This is a genomic window from Pelagibius sp. Alg239-R121 (assembly GCF_947331435.1).
Taxonomy (GTDB): Bacteria; Pseudomonadota; Alphaproteobacteria; order Kiloniellales; family Kiloniellaceae; genus Denitrobaculum.
On sequence record NZ_CAMZOF010000009.1, the window covers coordinates 156,030 to 169,177 of the forward strand.

Annotated in this window: 16 protein-coding genes; 9 read left to right on the plus strand and 7 right to left on the minus strand. The window is 56.8% G+C overall.

Annotated elements, in window-relative coordinates:
* Positions 1–44: 44 nt before the first annotated feature.
* Positions 45–749: a GntR family transcriptional regulator gene (locus tag QMZ18_RS27275; protein ID WP_282609552.1), complete on the minus strand. Its 705-nt coding sequence runs from the start codon at positions 747–749 to the stop codon at positions 45–47.
* Positions 750–1,047: 298 nt separating this feature from the next.
* On the opposite strand from QMZ18_RS27275, the gene QMZ18_RS27280 reads away from it, so the two are divergent.
* A complete protein-coding gene (locus QMZ18_RS27280; protein WP_282609553.1) occupies positions 1,048–1,218 on the plus strand; it encodes a hypothetical protein in 171 nt (56 codons plus the stop codon).
* 465 nt (positions 1,219–1,683) lie between these two features.
* On the opposite strand, the gene QMZ18_RS27285 is transcribed toward QMZ18_RS27280, so the two are convergent.
* Both QMZ18_RS27285 and QMZ18_RS27290 read right to left on the minus strand, forming a co-directional pair.
* The gene (locus tag QMZ18_RS27285) at positions 1,684–2,715 is read right to left on the minus strand and encodes a D-cysteine desulfhydrase family protein (RefSeq protein ID WP_282609554.1); all 1,032 of its coding nucleotides are present in this window, start codon (positions 2,713–2,715) and stop codon (positions 1,684–1,686) included.
* A 174-nt stretch (positions 2,716–2,889) separates the two neighbouring features.
* Positions 2,890–3,465, minus strand: coding sequence for a hypothetical protein (locus QMZ18_RS27290; RefSeq protein WP_282609555.1), 576 nt, complete (start codon positions 3,463–3,465; stop codon positions 2,890–2,892).
* Between the two features lie 242 nt (positions 3,466–3,707).
* Between QMZ18_RS27290 and QMZ18_RS27295 the strand changes: the two genes are divergently transcribed.
* The 4 genes from QMZ18_RS27295 to QMZ18_RS27310 all read left to right on the plus strand — a co-directional run bounded on the left by QMZ18_RS27295 (position 3,708) and on the right by QMZ18_RS27310 (position 6,989).
* Positions 3,708–4,382, plus strand: a complete 675-nt coding sequence (locus QMZ18_RS27295; RefSeq protein WP_282609556.1) for a hypothetical protein — start codon at positions 3,708–3,710, stop codon at positions 4,380–4,382.
* Positions 4,379–5,053 (plus strand): response regulator transcription factor, encoded by a 675-nt coding sequence (locus tag QMZ18_RS27300; protein ID WP_282609557.1) that lies wholly within the window; start codon positions 4,379–4,381, stop codon positions 5,051–5,053. The genes QMZ18_RS27295 and QMZ18_RS27300 overlap by 4 nt, the downstream gene beginning before the upstream one ends.
* The gene (locus QMZ18_RS27305) at positions 5,038–6,357 is read left to right on the plus strand and encodes a sensor histidine kinase (RefSeq protein ID WP_282609558.1); all 1,320 of its coding nucleotides are present in this window, start codon (positions 5,038–5,040) and stop codon (positions 6,355–6,357) included. Before QMZ18_RS27300 ends, QMZ18_RS27305 begins: the two co-directional genes overlap by 16 nt.
* 239 nt (positions 6,358–6,596) lie before the next feature.
* The gene (locus QMZ18_RS27310; protein ID WP_282609559.1) at positions 6,597–6,989 is read left to right on the plus strand and encodes a cupin domain-containing protein; all 393 of its coding nucleotides are present in this window, start codon (positions 6,597–6,599) and stop codon (positions 6,987–6,989) included.
* Positions 6,990–7,008: 19 nt separating this feature from the next.
* Here the strand turns inward: QMZ18_RS27310 and QMZ18_RS27315 are convergent, their stop codons facing one another.
* A complete protein-coding gene (locus tag QMZ18_RS27315) occupies positions 7,009–7,815 on the minus strand; it encodes a DMT family transporter (RefSeq protein WP_282609560.1) in 807 nt (268 codons plus the stop codon).
* A 317-nt stretch (positions 7,816–8,132) separates the two neighbouring features.
* On the opposite strand from QMZ18_RS27315, the gene rpsD reads away from it, so the two are divergent.
* Complete coding sequence (gene rpsD, locus QMZ18_RS27320; RefSeq protein ID WP_282609561.1) at positions 8,133–8,747, plus strand: 30S ribosomal protein S4; 615 nt, start codon at positions 8,133–8,135, stop codon at positions 8,745–8,747.
* 288 nt (positions 8,748–9,035) lie between these two features.
* Positions 9,036–9,692 (plus strand): class I SAM-dependent methyltransferase, encoded by a 657-nt coding sequence (locus QMZ18_RS27325; RefSeq protein ID WP_282609562.1) that lies wholly within the window; start codon positions 9,036–9,038, stop codon positions 9,690–9,692.
* Positions 9,693–9,773: 81 nt separating this feature from the next.
* Here QMZ18_RS27325 and QMZ18_RS27330 read toward each other — a convergent pair whose 3' ends face one another.
* On the minus strand, positions 9,774–10,928 hold the full coding sequence (locus QMZ18_RS27330) for a putative manganese transporter (protein WP_282609563.1): 1,155 nt from the start codon (positions 10,926–10,928) through the stop codon (positions 9,774–9,776).
* Positions 10,929–11,351: 423 nt separating this feature from the next.
* Here QMZ18_RS27330 and QMZ18_RS27335 point away from each other — a divergent pair, with 423 nt between their 5' ends.
* Together QMZ18_RS27335 and QMZ18_RS27340 are read left to right on the plus strand one after the other, a co-directional pair.
* The gene (locus QMZ18_RS27335) at positions 11,352–11,825 is read left to right on the plus strand and encodes a hypothetical protein (RefSeq protein ID WP_282609564.1); all 474 of its coding nucleotides are present in this window, start codon (positions 11,352–11,354) and stop codon (positions 11,823–11,825) included.
* 51 nt (positions 11,826–11,876) lie between these two features.
* The gene (locus QMZ18_RS27340; protein ID WP_282609565.1) at positions 11,877–12,290 is read left to right on the plus strand and encodes a hypothetical protein; all 414 of its coding nucleotides are present in this window, start codon (positions 11,877–11,879) and stop codon (positions 12,288–12,290) included.
* Between the two features lie 120 nt (positions 12,291–12,410).
* On the opposite strand, the gene grxD is transcribed toward QMZ18_RS27340, so the two are convergent.
* Complete coding sequence (gene grxD, locus QMZ18_RS27345) at positions 12,411–12,749, minus strand: Grx4 family monothiol glutaredoxin (protein WP_282609566.1); 339 nt, start codon at positions 12,747–12,749, stop codon at positions 12,411–12,413.
* A gap of 113 nt (positions 12,750–12,862) precedes the next feature.
* Positions 12,863–13,102, minus strand: a complete 240-nt coding sequence (locus tag QMZ18_RS27350) for a BolA family protein (protein ID WP_282609567.1) — start codon at positions 13,100–13,102, stop codon at positions 12,863–12,865.
* Between the last annotated feature and the right edge of the window lie 46 nt (positions 13,103–13,148).

The window sequence follows — 13,148 nt, forward strand, 5'->3', positions numbered from 1 at the left end:
CACTATCATCCGCGCTGCTGATCAGATTCTAAACAGGGCTGCGCTTAAACCGGATTTCGGGGATCGCCCGGGGCGATGCCGAGCCCGGCGAGGACGCGGCGGCGGGACATGAAAATATGGTTGCGCATGACCAGGCCGAGACCGATGGGGTCTTCCAGTTTGATCACCCGGACCAGCTCTTCAAGTTCATCGGCCACCGCAGCCATCGTCTCGGCCCAGGGCATCGTGGGCAGAGAGAGCAGCCACATGCGGGTAGTCTGATAAAAGAGCGTCCGGTGCATCTCGCGCAGGCAGCCGTTCTCGATCAGATCGATCACCGGAAGGTAGTATTGCAGATTGGCGTCACCGAAGCCGATCACATCTCCTTCATCAAGCCCGAGGAAAACCTCTCGGACCTCGAGAAGCCGCTGAATACTCTCAGGCGGGAAGGGTAGACGGAAATAGTCGCCCGCCGCCTGGGCAAGGATCATGCGCACTGTATAGACCTCGACCAGCCGTTCCGGCTCGACCGCGGTGACGATGGTACCGACGCCGTGCCGGGCCGTGACCAAATCGTCATGCTCCAGCATTGAAAGTACACGCCGCATCGGTGTCCGGCTGACCGAAAACTCGGTAGCCAGTTCCACTTCATGCAGCGCCGTCTCCGGCGGATAGCGGTTGGTACAGATCCGGTTCCGGATTTCTTCGTAGATCGCGTCAGCCCGCTGACGTGCCGCCGATCTGTCGTCAATTTGCCGAGAGCCTTCCACCGCTCTTCCTTTTTTCTGTGACGCGGCGTTTTTCCGGCCACGGCCACTGCGCGCATTCACCCGATCACCTGCGCGCGCTCCTTCTAGCACAAATACCGGCCGGGAGCGATGCCCTGACCGGTCATGGCGCAAGAGGCAGGAAGGTTGGATAATGTATACAATAATACTTAAAAATTTTGACGAAACTCTAAACTACGCTCGATTAGGGATTACAACTGGCATAGATGTGCACAACATAGTGGCTAGGGGCCACGGGGAATTTTCACGATTGGTGACGACGTAGGTTTGCGGCGCGGCGATGGCTTTCGCGCTGATCGTCGGTGGCGGTGGCGAATCCCACGCGGTGCCGCTGACCTTCAGTTTCAAGGGGATGTTTGACGCGACCGTCTCGGGTCTTGGACCCAATCCCTTTAATCTGACGACCGGCGATATGGTTGCCGTCACGGGAAGTTTCGACGGCTCCCTTTAGACCGGCAGCACGGATTCCATCGCCCTCGCGGCGCCCGGCAACAGCTTCTCATGGGAGTTGGGCAGCACGACCCTCACCGAGGCGGACTCCTTGATCGCCGAAGCCACGTTGAATGCCGGTGCTCTGACCAACTTTGCTCACATATTCCTTGGCTCTCCGGGCGGTCCGGCATTCGGCGGCCTTGACTTATCTATTGCACAATCGGGACCCTCGTCGTACCGCGTGTCGGGCGGCTTCGACCCGGATAGCTTTAGCGTTACGGGGCCTGCGGCGGCGGTTCCGGAGCCGGCGATGGCGGCGTGGGCTTGCTCGGGTTGGCCTTCGGCAGACGGCGCAAGCGGCGGGAAAGATCGGCAGTCTGACTCAATACCAAACGGAAGATCTCATCACGAAACGGCGGCCTTCAAGGGTCGCTGTTTTCTTGTTGGGTATGTGGTGTCGGTGTGTACCGGCAAACCGGTTCTATCAGTTCCGCTCATTCCACAGATGTGCATAGGCAAAGAGGGCCGGTGCGCCGCCGGTGTGGATGAAGACGAGGTCTTCGCCCTTCCGCCAACGGCCCTCACGGATCAGCGCGATCAGGCCGGCAAGGCCTTTGGCGGAGTAGACGGGGTCGAGCGCCAGGGCCTCGTGGCGCCCGGCGAGTTTCATGGCTTCGAGGGTTGCCGCGTGCGGCACACCGTAAGCCGGGCCCGCGTGTCCGGCGACGACCTCAACGTCTTCGGCTGAGAAGGAGACGCCGAGGAGGTTTGCGGCTTCCTGCGCGTAAGTCATGACATCGGCCTCGACCCGATCGGGCTCGGCATCGATATCGATGCCGACGACCCGGGTTCGGGGCAGACACTGCGCGGCACCCACGACCAGACCCGCCTGGGTGCCAGCACTGCCGCTGCAATGGACGATGGCGGCCGGGAAAAAACCCAGGTCTTGGGACTGTTGGGCGACTTCCAGGGCGGCGGAGCTGTAACCGACCGCACCCAGGCCGCTGGATACGCCGTAGGGCACGAAGAAGGGCTTATGCCCCTCGGCTTTCAGATGCTCGACGATCCGAAGGATCGCCGCATTGCGGTCGCCGGTCCAGGGCACGTCATGAAGGGTCGCGCCATAGAGTTTGTTGAGAAGGGCGTTGCCGGAGGTCTCATAGGCGGGCGAGGGCGGGGTGAGTCGGCCGTGATAGACCGCCAGATGGCAGGCGAGGCCAAGTTTCGCCGCGGCGGCCGCGACCTGCCGCTGGCTGTTCGACTGCACAACCCCGCCGGAGACCAGGGTATCGCAGTCGGTTGCGATCGCTTCCTGCAGGACGTAATCCAGCTTGCGCAGCTTGTTGCCGCCGAAGCCCAGGCCGGTCAGGTCTTCGCGCTTGATCCAGATAGTGGGGCCGCCGAGATACCCGGACAGTCCGTCCAAGCGCTCCAGCGGCGTAGGAAGATCGCAAAGACCGAGCCTCGGGAAGCGGGCGAGGCGGGTCGAGAAGGTAGTCAGCGAATCTGAGGTCATTTGCGCAGATTAACCTGCAGGGTCAAGCCTCGAAAGCGATCGATCATGGCGGCGTTGTTGCAGGTCGGAGGGCAGCGGGCGTCCGGGGATTATTTTGGCCATTCCCCGGGCGTCCCGGACGGCCTTGAAGCCAGGATTGAGCAGCTTGCCGACCATCTTTCCGGCATCAGGGCATTAGTGACTTTCTGCCTGTGCCTGCTGTTTGCACCAGAGGCAGCAGACGAACATCAAGGCGAGATAGAGACCGTGTTCGCGCAATTCGGCCCGGTCACCGGCAACGACGTCGAAGGCGCTGAAGCCGATCAGGGTCAGGCCGGTCAGGACGTAACCCCAGTACATCAAGGACTGGGTCAGAGCCGCGTTTGGTCGTGTCAATATAGCGGCCAGTGCCGCAATCAGGGGCAGGGCGACGAGGAACTCCCACAGCCCGGTGAAGGCGAGCAGGCCGTCGATTGCACCGGGGGCCAGATCCAGCCGGTCGAAGTACTCACCGAACTGCTCCGACCGGTCTTTCCCATACCAATTTATCCATCCGATGTCGGATCGGTTCAGAAACTTATCCAGTCCGTTCATGAACCAGAAAACCGCCCAGTATCCGATCGCAACGCTATTCAAGGCGATTTGAGCAGCAACGGGATTTCCGATTGCGATCTTGTGGTGCGGTCGTTGAAGCTGACCGCGTAGACATGTCTGGGGGATTGCTGATGACGATGGCTCAGCGGGGCTTGATCCTATAGAAACTGCATTCATTCTTTGCTCCTGGAGTACGGTCGCGCGCTGGCGACTGCATCTTTGTGCAGGCGTGATTCCCATTTGCCTTGCCACAGTGATAGAACTGGAAAAGACCGCATGATCACTCAGCGCCCGACGACTATGCCGGCTGTTTCCACGAATGAGGATGGCCGGTGAACGAGAGAGATACAGAACCTCACTGAAATCACGCTGAAGCGCGTGTTCAGCTTGGTTTCAGCTTCATGGTTCATAGGTAGGCGATGAACGCGACGAGCAGACAACGAGCACTTGCGTCGGCATTGGCCCTATTTCTGGCAAACTCTGCCCAAGCCGCAGATCAGGATCTTGCTCGAAAGGCGCGCGAACAGGGCGTGACCGCGCCTTTCAGCAAGATTCTATCGGCTGCACGGTCGGCCGTCGCCGAACAGGCGATTATGCTCGACGCTGTGCTGCGTCATGGCCGCGACCGTCTGCTGGTTGATGTTTATTTTCGTGAAGACGATGGACGTGTCGTAGCCGTGACAATTGACGGCAAAAGCGTCGACGTGGTGAACGTTTCAGGCCGCAACGATTCTGGAGGCGACAGCAATGACCGGGCCGGAGACGGCGAACCTCCTGCTGCCGGTAATCCCCAAGGAGAGAGCGCCAATGGCGATTCTGTGACTGGCGGTGCCACTGATGGGGGAAGCGATTCTTCGGGCGGTGATGGCTCAGGAGGCGCTGGTTCTGATGGTGGCTCGAGTGGCGGCAGTTCAGGGGGCGGTTCGGGCGGTGGCGGCTCTGGTGGAGGTGGATCAGGCGGTGGAAGCCAGGGAGGTGGCGGGCACGGCGGTGGTGGTCAAGGCGGCGGTCACGGTGGCGGAGGTCATGGCGGTGGCCACGGGGGTGGCGGTTCAGGTGGCGGCGGTTCGGGCGGTGGGGGCGCCGGCAAATGAAGATATTGGTTGTTGAAGACGAAGTGGCGCTCTCCTGTCAGATACAGGCCGAGCTGTTCAGGGAGAGCTTCACGGTCGATCTGGCTGACAACGGCGAGGACGGCTGTTTCCTCGGCAGTACCGAACGCTACGACGCGATTGTCTTGGATCTCGGGTTGCCCATTAAAGACGGAGTTACGATCCTTAGGGAATGGCGGTCCGAGGGTGTCATAACGCCTGTTTTGATTTTGACAGCGCGCGGCGCCTGGCAAGATCGTGTCGAGGGCCTTAATTCAGGGGGCGACGACTACTTGGCCAAACCATTTCAGATGGAGGAACTGGTTGCGCGGCTGCGCGCGCTTATCCGCCGTTCCGCCGGTATCGCCACCGCGGAGTTACAGTTTGGACCTGTGTCATTGAATACGGAGTCCGGTCGCGTTTATCACCAAAATCGTTCAATTGAACTGACCGGCAACGAACTAAAACTTTTGATCGCTATGATGTTGAGGCCCAATAAGGTGCACAGCAAATCAGAATTGGCTGAGAAAATTTACGGCTATAACGAGGAACGGGATTCAAACACAGTTGAGGTTTATATTGCGCGACTGCGCCAAAAGATAGACCGGGTTTTTATCCGTACCATTCGCGGGCGAGGCTACACGATCGGCAGTGCTGAATGCCCAGATCTCTGACTGCGCGTGTCATTGTCGCCAGCCTTGTTTGGATCGTGGTGGCATTGGGAGCCGGCGGTTGGGTGATCAAAGAGGTCTTTCACACATCGATCGTTCGCCAATTCGATGTTCGCCTCGAGGCCCAGCTCGAGTTACTGACCGCCAGCATAGCTAAATCCGGCGAAGATCCGGCTGATCGAATGAGTAACCCCGACTTCGAACGGGTGTATTCCGGCGCCTACTGGCAGGCAGAAAGCGGTGAGGGCAGACTCTACCGATCCCGCTCTCTCTGGGACGCATCCTTACCGGTAACGCTCACTGACGCTGATCGCGGCACGGACAGAGCTGAAGGACCGGACGGGAAGAAAATCCGTCTTTTGACAAGAATGCTGAGCACTCCGGATCAACAGCTCTGGGTGCTGGCGGTCGGAGAAAACGAAGACGCTCTGCAGGAGGAATTTGCCCAGTTCCAGCGGACCCTTCTGATCGCGGCCGCAGTACTAGGTGTTGCTCTTCTCGCCGCCGCGTTTCTGCTCTTGCGGACTGCGCTGTTGCCGTTGAAGGAACTGCGGCGTGCTGTTGTCGACCGCCACTCAGGTCACCAAGGAGAGATCACCGGAGTATTCTCCGTGGAAGTGGCGCCACTGGTCGAGGATCTCAATTCCTTGTTGGAGCGGAACGAACGTTTGCGTGAGAAAGGCAGAGTACAGGCGGCCAATCTGGCACACGCCCTCAAAACTCCGGCGGCCGTTTTGCATAATGAAATACAGAAAGTGCGTCGTGGCGAGGCCCTGAACACGGTCCTTGCCGAGGAGGCTATTGAAAATGTTTCAGCTGCTGCCGACCGTCACCTTAGTCTTGCAGCTGCTGCGCCGGAGGATATGGCATTCCCGGTCAAAACCGATATCGTTCCTGTCGCCGGTGAAGTTGTTCGCGCGATCGGCCGGCTGTTTCCCGACGTGGCCTTCGATATACAGGCCGACGATGGCTTAATCCTGGACATGAGTAAGTCAGACCAATTCGAGCTGTTAGGAAATCTCGTGGAGAACGCCGCGAAATGGGCGAAGAGCCGGGTTGTCCTTCGCTTATCAACTGTCGGCGATTGCGGCGTCATCGTTGTAGAGGATGATGGGGCTGGCGTACCCGAGGCAAGCAGGTCGCGCATTTTAGAACAGGGTGTGCGGCTGGACGAGTCACGTAAGGGATCAGGACTGGGGCTCACTATCGTCAGTGACATTCTCGAGCGGCATAGGAGCCGATTGGATCTCGGGACTTCGGAATTGGGGGGCTTGCTGGTCGAAATCGAAATCCCCAACGAACTCTAAGACGTCCGATCCAATTCCCGGAAGAATGCTGTTTGCCACTTCTGGTTTGTGAGGCCGTGGTCTATATTCTTTTTAAAATTGTATTGGTGAGGGTGGACCGGAAGATTGGATGCGTCCGCAGCAGACCGCCAGGAACCGATTCACTAAATTGGGAAGGAATGGATTTGGCAGATCGTCCAGCGATGATTGGAAGTGTAGAGGAATTCGCACGACCTGTTGGGCAAGGGGAACCGAAAGTCTTGGCGGCCGCTTTGGGCAACATGCTCGGCCTTGAGCGATTGGGCGTGAACCATGAAACCTTGCCGCCTGGCGGCCGGAGTTCGGTCCCCCATGCCCATAGCCACGAGGAGGAATTCGTATATGTCGTCAGCGGCTGCCCCGATCTATGGATTGACGGGGATCTCCATCCCCTGCAGCCCGGGGACGCTGCTGCCTTTCCGGCTGGTACGGGCATTGCGCACAGTGTCATCAATAATTCCAAGGAAGAGGTGCGGATCCTCATCGTCGGAGAAAACCATTCCGCTGACAGGGTGGTCTATCCGGTGAATCCGGAGACCCCGCACAGCCGTCCCTGGCGGGATGCGCCATCACGTCCGCTTGGTACGCATGACGGGACCGCGGCGCCGGACTAGGCGTTCGTGGTTTGATTCGTTAACTCGCCTGGTCCTCTGACGCCACCTGGCGCCGTCGGTAGCGTCGCAAGCCGTAAATCGAATGGGCCAGCAAGGTGGTCACGACCACGGCCCCGCCGATCAGGCTCATAAGGCCGGGTTCCTCGTTAATCACCAGCCAGACCCAAAGTGGACCCAGCACCGTCTCGATCAGCAGCAGCAGGCTGACCTCAGGGGCCGGCAGATAACGGGGGCCGATGGTGATAAGCGCAAAGGAGATCGGCGCCACGAGAAATCCCATGGCGCCTGCCGCAAGTATCTGGTCCTGACTCATGGCCGGAAAGGCGGCGAGGGGAAAGGCGATTACGGCGACCATGGCGCCGCTGACCGCCATGGCAGGTATCATGTCGACTTCGCGCGTGGCCCGCACAATTGTGAAGTAGGCGCCCATCAGTGCCGCAACAGCCAGGGCAGCGAGATCACCGATGATGGTGCCCTGGCCCTCGCTGTCCAGGGTCAGCAAGGCTATACCGGCAAAGGCGGTTACAATCGCGATCCAGGTATGACGGGCAACGGCCTCTTTGAGGAAAATCAGGCTGAATGCGGCGGCAAAGAAGGGTGCGGCTGAGATGATCACCAGAGTGTTGGCGACAAGCGTGAAGGAAATCGAGATCAGAAACAGGATCGTGCTGCCGGTAAATACAACAGCTAAAAGCAGGCCCAAAAGGCCGATCGAGCGAAAAACTTCGAAAACCCGGCCTCGGTAGAGGAATGAAAGGAAAAGGATCAGTCCGAGCGATTGCAGCGAGCCGCGCCAGACCAGTCCGGTCCAGTGGTCGACATCCATCAGGCGGATAAGAAGGGAATCCGGGGTCAGGATTAGGACGCCAAGCGTGGTGATGAGCAGCCCTTTGGTGTGATCGGGGAGGGGGTTCAGAAGAGGCTCCTGTGGAGGGAAATCGGCCGCTGCCGAGATATTGTTGAAACCTAGGTGAGTCTGTTTGACATTTCCTGCGCGATTCGTATAGTCCCGGCTTCAATTCCCGGGAAAGTGGGCCAGAGAGACTGCTCTGTACCCCGTCCAGTGCAGCGTTCATTGAATGCGCCAGGGCCTACCGGGACAATAGGACCCTTCTAGGGCCGCAAGAAAAAGGACTGTTTAAGATGTCGAAGCGTCTCGCCTCGAAGTACAAGATCGACCGCCGCCTGGGCGTCAACCTCTGGGGTCGCCCCAAGAGCCCAATCAACAAACGCGAATATGGACCTGGTCAGCACGGTCAGCGCCGCCGGAAACCTTCGGATTTCGGCACGCAGCTTATGGCCAAGCAGAAGCTGAAGGGCTACTACGGCAACATCGGTGAGAAACAGTTCCGCCGTTACTTCGCCGAAGCTTCGCGCCGCAAGGGTGATACGGGTGAAAACCTGGTCGGCCTGCTTGAGCGCCGCCTCGATGCCGTGGTCTATCGTTCGAAATTCGTCCCGACCGTCTTTGCTGCGCGCCAATTCGTCAATCACGGCCACGTGACGGTGAATGGCAAGAAGGTCAACATCTCGTCTTACATGGTCAAGGTCGGCGATGTTGTACAGGTCAAAGCCAAGAGCCGGGAATTGCCGTTGGTCCTCGAAGGTGTCGAGTCGGTTGAGCGTGATCTGCCAGACTACATCGAAGTGAACCACAAGGACATGAAGGCGACCTTCATCCGGGCGCCGAAACTGGCTGATGTGCCTTATCCGGTTCAGATGGAACCGAACCTGGTCATCGAATTCTATTCGCGCTGATCCTGCGCGAGAATCTAACGCACGAATAACGTCTATTCGTCTAGAAGGAACCCCGTCGCGGAAAATCGCGGCGGGGTTCTTTTTGTATTCACATCGGTTAAGCTTCCAGCCATGAACATAAGTTGGACAACAAAAAGCCGGGCTCTATCACTCTTCGATGTATTTGGCCGGGGGGCTCTTTACTTCACGCAGAAGTACGTCACTAAGAGGTCCGTCGTCGAGCTTCCTGCAATTCCACGGCCCTGGAAATTTCATAAGGCGAATATCGCCGAGTTTGGTTCGAAGAACTTGATCGAATTCGGTGCGGGTAAGAACCTGGGACAAAACCTGTATATTTCGCAGCCGGAATTGCGTCAGCATCTGGTCGATCTAAATCCGATGCTTGATCTTTCGCTCGTCAACCATGTGGTAACGCTACTGGCGGAGCAGTACGCTTTCGAGGCATTGCCTGCTGTGCAGTCGCTGGGTGACCTGGAAGCGAAATACGCCATCAAATATGATGCACCGGTCGATATGACCTCAACGGCCTTTGACGACGATTCCTTTGATATATGTATATCAACTAATACTTTAGAGCATATTCCACTGGTAACGCTTGAAGCTATTTTGCGCGAGCTTAGGCGCGTTCTGAAATCGGCCGGCATCATTTCGGCGCAGATCGACTACAGCGATCACTACGCCCATACGGACAGATCGATATCGAAAATCAATTATCTGCGTTTTTCTGAACAGGCTTGGAAGCGGCATAATCATAAGTTTTTCTTTCAGAACCGTCTGCGTCACAGCCATTACCGCAAGGTTTTTCAGGATGCTGGATTCGAAATTCTGCGTGAACAGGCGATCAAACCCAGCAAGAGAATACCTGATGATCTGGATCCAGATGTTTTGACGGGAGACGACAGTGACTATTGCCTTGCCGGTCTCTGGGTACTCAGAAACTGTTGAATCTGAATGGGATCTTGTTAACTGAATCAATCAAGAACGTGATTCGGCTTCTAGCTATGTTTATTGGAGTCCAGGCCTGGGTTATTCGAACAGCAGGAAAGTGGAGTAAGCGACCATAACCGCCGGAACTGCGCTGTAGAAAGTCGCGACCATCGCTGCACGTGGAGCGAGCGCCAGGGCAGGGAACAGAGCGTCGCCGTCATTTGAAATGGCGTTCCCGAGCTGAGCAGAGAGGGGAACGGTTCCAGCCAGATAGAGCGTGGTCACGACGATTTGCGGCCCACAGCCGGGGAGGAAACCGACCAGAACGGCCAATAGCGGAACCAGCGGTGCCCAGGTGTGTGCGATCACAGCGAGATCCCAACCGGTGGCATGGATGCCAACCTCGTACATCAGAAAACCGACGATCACCCAAACGGTCACGAAATTGGTTGTGCCAATTACCCGCGATGTTGCCGAACCAGCCATGAGTTGGTTCTCGGCACCACGCGCAGTGAAGCTCCACATCAGGATTGAGAGAACAGCGCCGACGAGTCCGATCGTCTCAGTCGGTCGATAGGCCTGAAATGCCCCGAAAAGTGGGTCCACGTCGATCTGGAGCAACTGCAGAATTCCCAAAGCAAGTCCAGGCAGGACGATCGCGATCCAGATCAGTTCGGTTTTGCTGGGCTTTGCTGCTGATGTGGCTGGGCAGGAAGAGGCTCCCTGAGGTCGCCGGGGGCGCAAAAAGTCCACGCCGTGAAGGCGGTCGACCGCATAACCCGAAAGGGTTCCTACAATGCCACCCAGGGCAAAGATCGCTACACCGTCGAGTGGTGCTTGGGCAAGCAGAAGGAATGCCGCATCGCCCATAGTTGCTGTCAGGACCGAAACCAGCGCACCAAATGATAGCCGCCCGTTTACAAACTGGGTCACGACCATTACCGCACCGCCGCATCCGGGCAGGGCGCCTAGAGCTGCGGCGACCGGAACATGCCAGGCCTTGTGGCGCTCAAGAAGTTCGTCCGTACCGACCTTCAGGCGGCTCTCGATCACTGCAAAGAGAGCCAGGGTCGTGGCAACAAACACACTGACCTGCAAGTAGGCATCTGCCATGGCGGGAATGACCACGTCCGGCAATGTGGCCATGGCGACGAAAACAAGGCCCGCCAACACAAAACTGCCGGCGGTCTGAAACCAGCCCGACTGCTTAAAGTAACTCGCATAGGCTTTGGTTGAGGCGACGAGGACGGTCATAGCAAAAACTCAATCTGAAACACGACTTGATCAGATATGAGGTGTAGTTGTTGCAAATGCAAATTAAAATTATTCTAAATTATGAGCTTTTGAAAATTGACAAAGGCAAGGAAGCAGGAGGTGTCGACGTGAAGCCGCTCTGAGCGAGCATCAGCAATGCGTTGCCGAAATAAACGCCCATACACCCGCACCCGCCAGAGTAGTGCTATTGTGTTTTGCATATGTTTGTTTGAAATCAGCCGATTATGGAGTTTTTTTTGATCTAAATCTTGGTTTGGCTGAAAACCGCATAGTTGTATATAAAAGTAATGATGGTACAAAAAATCATGAATTTCTCTCTATGGTACAGAGATTAAAGAATTTTTTATAAATTTACTTCAATGTTTTAGTTAATTTTCCATATCATATCGCTGTGGTTGAACTGTGATCCCAAATAAATCCACCGAAAGACGACTGGTTCTGCGTGTTCTCGAGTATTGGCAGGCACTGCGTGGTGACCGCGATTTTCCTGCGGCGGCTGCGTTCGACGACCGCGTACTTGGAGATGATTGGGCTTGGTCTTTAGTTATCGGGCTAGGTGCTGGACCGGACAATGCAGAATTCAAGCATGTTGGCGATAACCTCAGGACCCCGGATTGGTCAGCTGGGGCAGACTTGCTGGTGAAAGATTGTCCCAGACCGTCGCTCTTGGGGGCAGCTGTTGAGTATATGCCCCGTGTATTGGATCGGCAGGTTCCAATCTCGATCGGCAGCGAATTGAACGTTGCGGGTACGATGATCCTCTATCGGAGCATTCTGTTGCCGCTTTCGAACGACGGCACTGTAATCGATGGACTGTTGGGCGCTGCGAACTTCCGTCCGATTGGTACCAATGAAGGTGCTGATACTGAAAGTTAGATTGGCTGCAGCCGGCCGATATGCCGGGACGGTCAGACGCCGAGGAACGTCATGTTAGTTGCGTATGAAATTCAAAGCTATCAGGCAGGGAACTGGAAAATCGAAGCCATTTTCGATGACCGGCAACTCGCCCTTATTGACGCTGAGCGCCTGGGAAATTCCGGACGTCATTCGGCCGTTAGAGTGGTCGAGGAGAGCCATGACGATGTTACCGGCAAAACCGCCAACAAGACCATCTTCTCCTCCAACAAGATTGACGAACACAATAAAAAGGCGACGGACCTGCAAGCTGAAGTCCGGCGAGAGGTCGGCGCAGCCAAAGCCAAACGTGCTGAGCCGGTTAGGCCCAAGTCCAAGAAAGCACCGCCGAAAAAAAAGGGACCAAGCGTTATTTGGCTCGGCTTGCTGTTGGTGGTTATTCTTGGCGGAGGTATCGGCGCCATGATGACGCTGCATCAGATGTAGGGCGTTTTTTCACGACAAAGCGGATTGTTTTTCGATTTGCTGGAACGGAAAAGGGGGTTCTCGCGTCAGAAACCCCTTTGTCATTTTCGGCGACCATTCAGTCGACCGTTCGTGCGGACGTCAGGCAGCCGTCTGAGTCTCGACGCCGGCGCTCGAGAGGTGCTCCTGCAGTTCGCCAGACTGGAACATCTCGCGGATGATGTCGCAGCCACCGACGAACTCGCCCTTAACGTAAAGCTGGGGAACCGTTGGCCAGTTGCTGAAATCCTTAATGCCCTGGCGCAGGCCGGGGTCTTGAAGGACGTCGATGCCTTTGAACTTCACACCGAGGTGCGATAGCACCTGAACGACAGTGGCGGAAAAACCGCACTGCGGGAAAACGGGTGTGCCCTTCATGAAGAGAACGACGTCGTTATCCGAGATATCCTGCTTGATGCGCTCTGCAACGGGGTTGTCCATTATACTCTTTCCTCTGAGCTGGGTCGCGTGACCTTGATGTCTGCGACCTAAAGTTCCAGCGACCGGTGCCTTCGCCCTTGGCGTGCCCGATCGCGACTGATTGACTTAAAGGTTCAATTATCCGCCGGAGTCGAGGTTTGCAAGGCCAGTGCGTGCAACTCGTTGCCCATACGTCCCTGAAGTGCCTGGTAAACCATCTGGTGTTGCTGAACTCTGGACTTGCCCTTGAATTCGGCTGAAACCACATAGGCGGCGTAATGATCACCGTCGCCCCGAAGATCTTCGATCCTGACTTCGGCGTCGGAAATAGCCTCTTTTATCAGTCCTTCGATCTCGCCCGGGTTCATTGGCATGGTGGTTATCCTCGTCTTGTCTCTTCTCGGGGCATCGCGTCCCCTG

Bases quoted from the DNA above. Each gene is read 5' to 3' on its own strand.
- QMZ18_RS27280 (WP_282609553.1), top strand. From the start codon at position 1,048: ATGGCTTTCGCGCTGATCGTCGGTGGCGGTGGCGAATCCCACGCGGTG.
- QMZ18_RS27285 (WP_282609554.1), bottom strand. From the start codon at position 2,715: ATGACCTCAGATTCGCTGACTACCTTCTCGACCCGCCTCGCCCGCTTC.
- QMZ18_RS27290 (WP_282609555.1), bottom strand. From the start codon at position 3,465: ATGAATGCAGTTTCTATAGGATCAAGCCCCGCTGAGCCATCGTCATCA.
- QMZ18_RS27295 (WP_282609556.1), top strand. From the start codon at position 3,708: ATGAACGCGACGAGCAGACAACGAGCACTTGCGTCGGCATTGGCCCTA.
- QMZ18_RS27300 (WP_282609557.1), top strand. From the start codon at position 4,379: ATGAAGATATTGGTTGTTGAAGACGAAGTGGCGCTCTCCTGTCAGATA.
- QMZ18_RS27305 (WP_282609558.1), top strand. From the start codon at position 5,038: ATGCCCAGATCTCTGACTGCGCGTGTCATTGTCGCCAGCCTTGTTTGG.
- QMZ18_RS27315 (WP_282609560.1), bottom strand. From the start codon at position 7,815: ATGGATGTCGACCACTGGACCGGACTGGTCTGGCGCGGCTCGCTGCAA.
- rpsD (WP_282609561.1), top strand. From the start codon at position 8,133: ATGTCGAAGCGTCTCGCCTCGAAGTACAAGATCGACCGCCGCCTGGGC.
- QMZ18_RS27330 (WP_282609563.1), bottom strand. From the start codon at position 10,928: ATGACCGTCCTCGTCGCCTCAACCAAAGCCTATGCGAGTTACTTTAAG.
- QMZ18_RS27340 (WP_282609565.1), top strand. From the start codon at position 11,877: ATGTTAGTTGCGTATGAAATTCAAAGCTATCAGGCAGGGAACTGGAAA.
- grxD (WP_282609566.1), bottom strand. From the start codon at position 12,749: ATGGACAACCCCGTTGCAGAGCGCATCAAGCAGGATATCTCGGATAAC.
- QMZ18_RS27350 (WP_282609567.1), bottom strand. From the start codon at position 13,102: ATGCCAATGAACCCGGGCGAGATCGAAGGACTGATAAAAGAGGCTATT.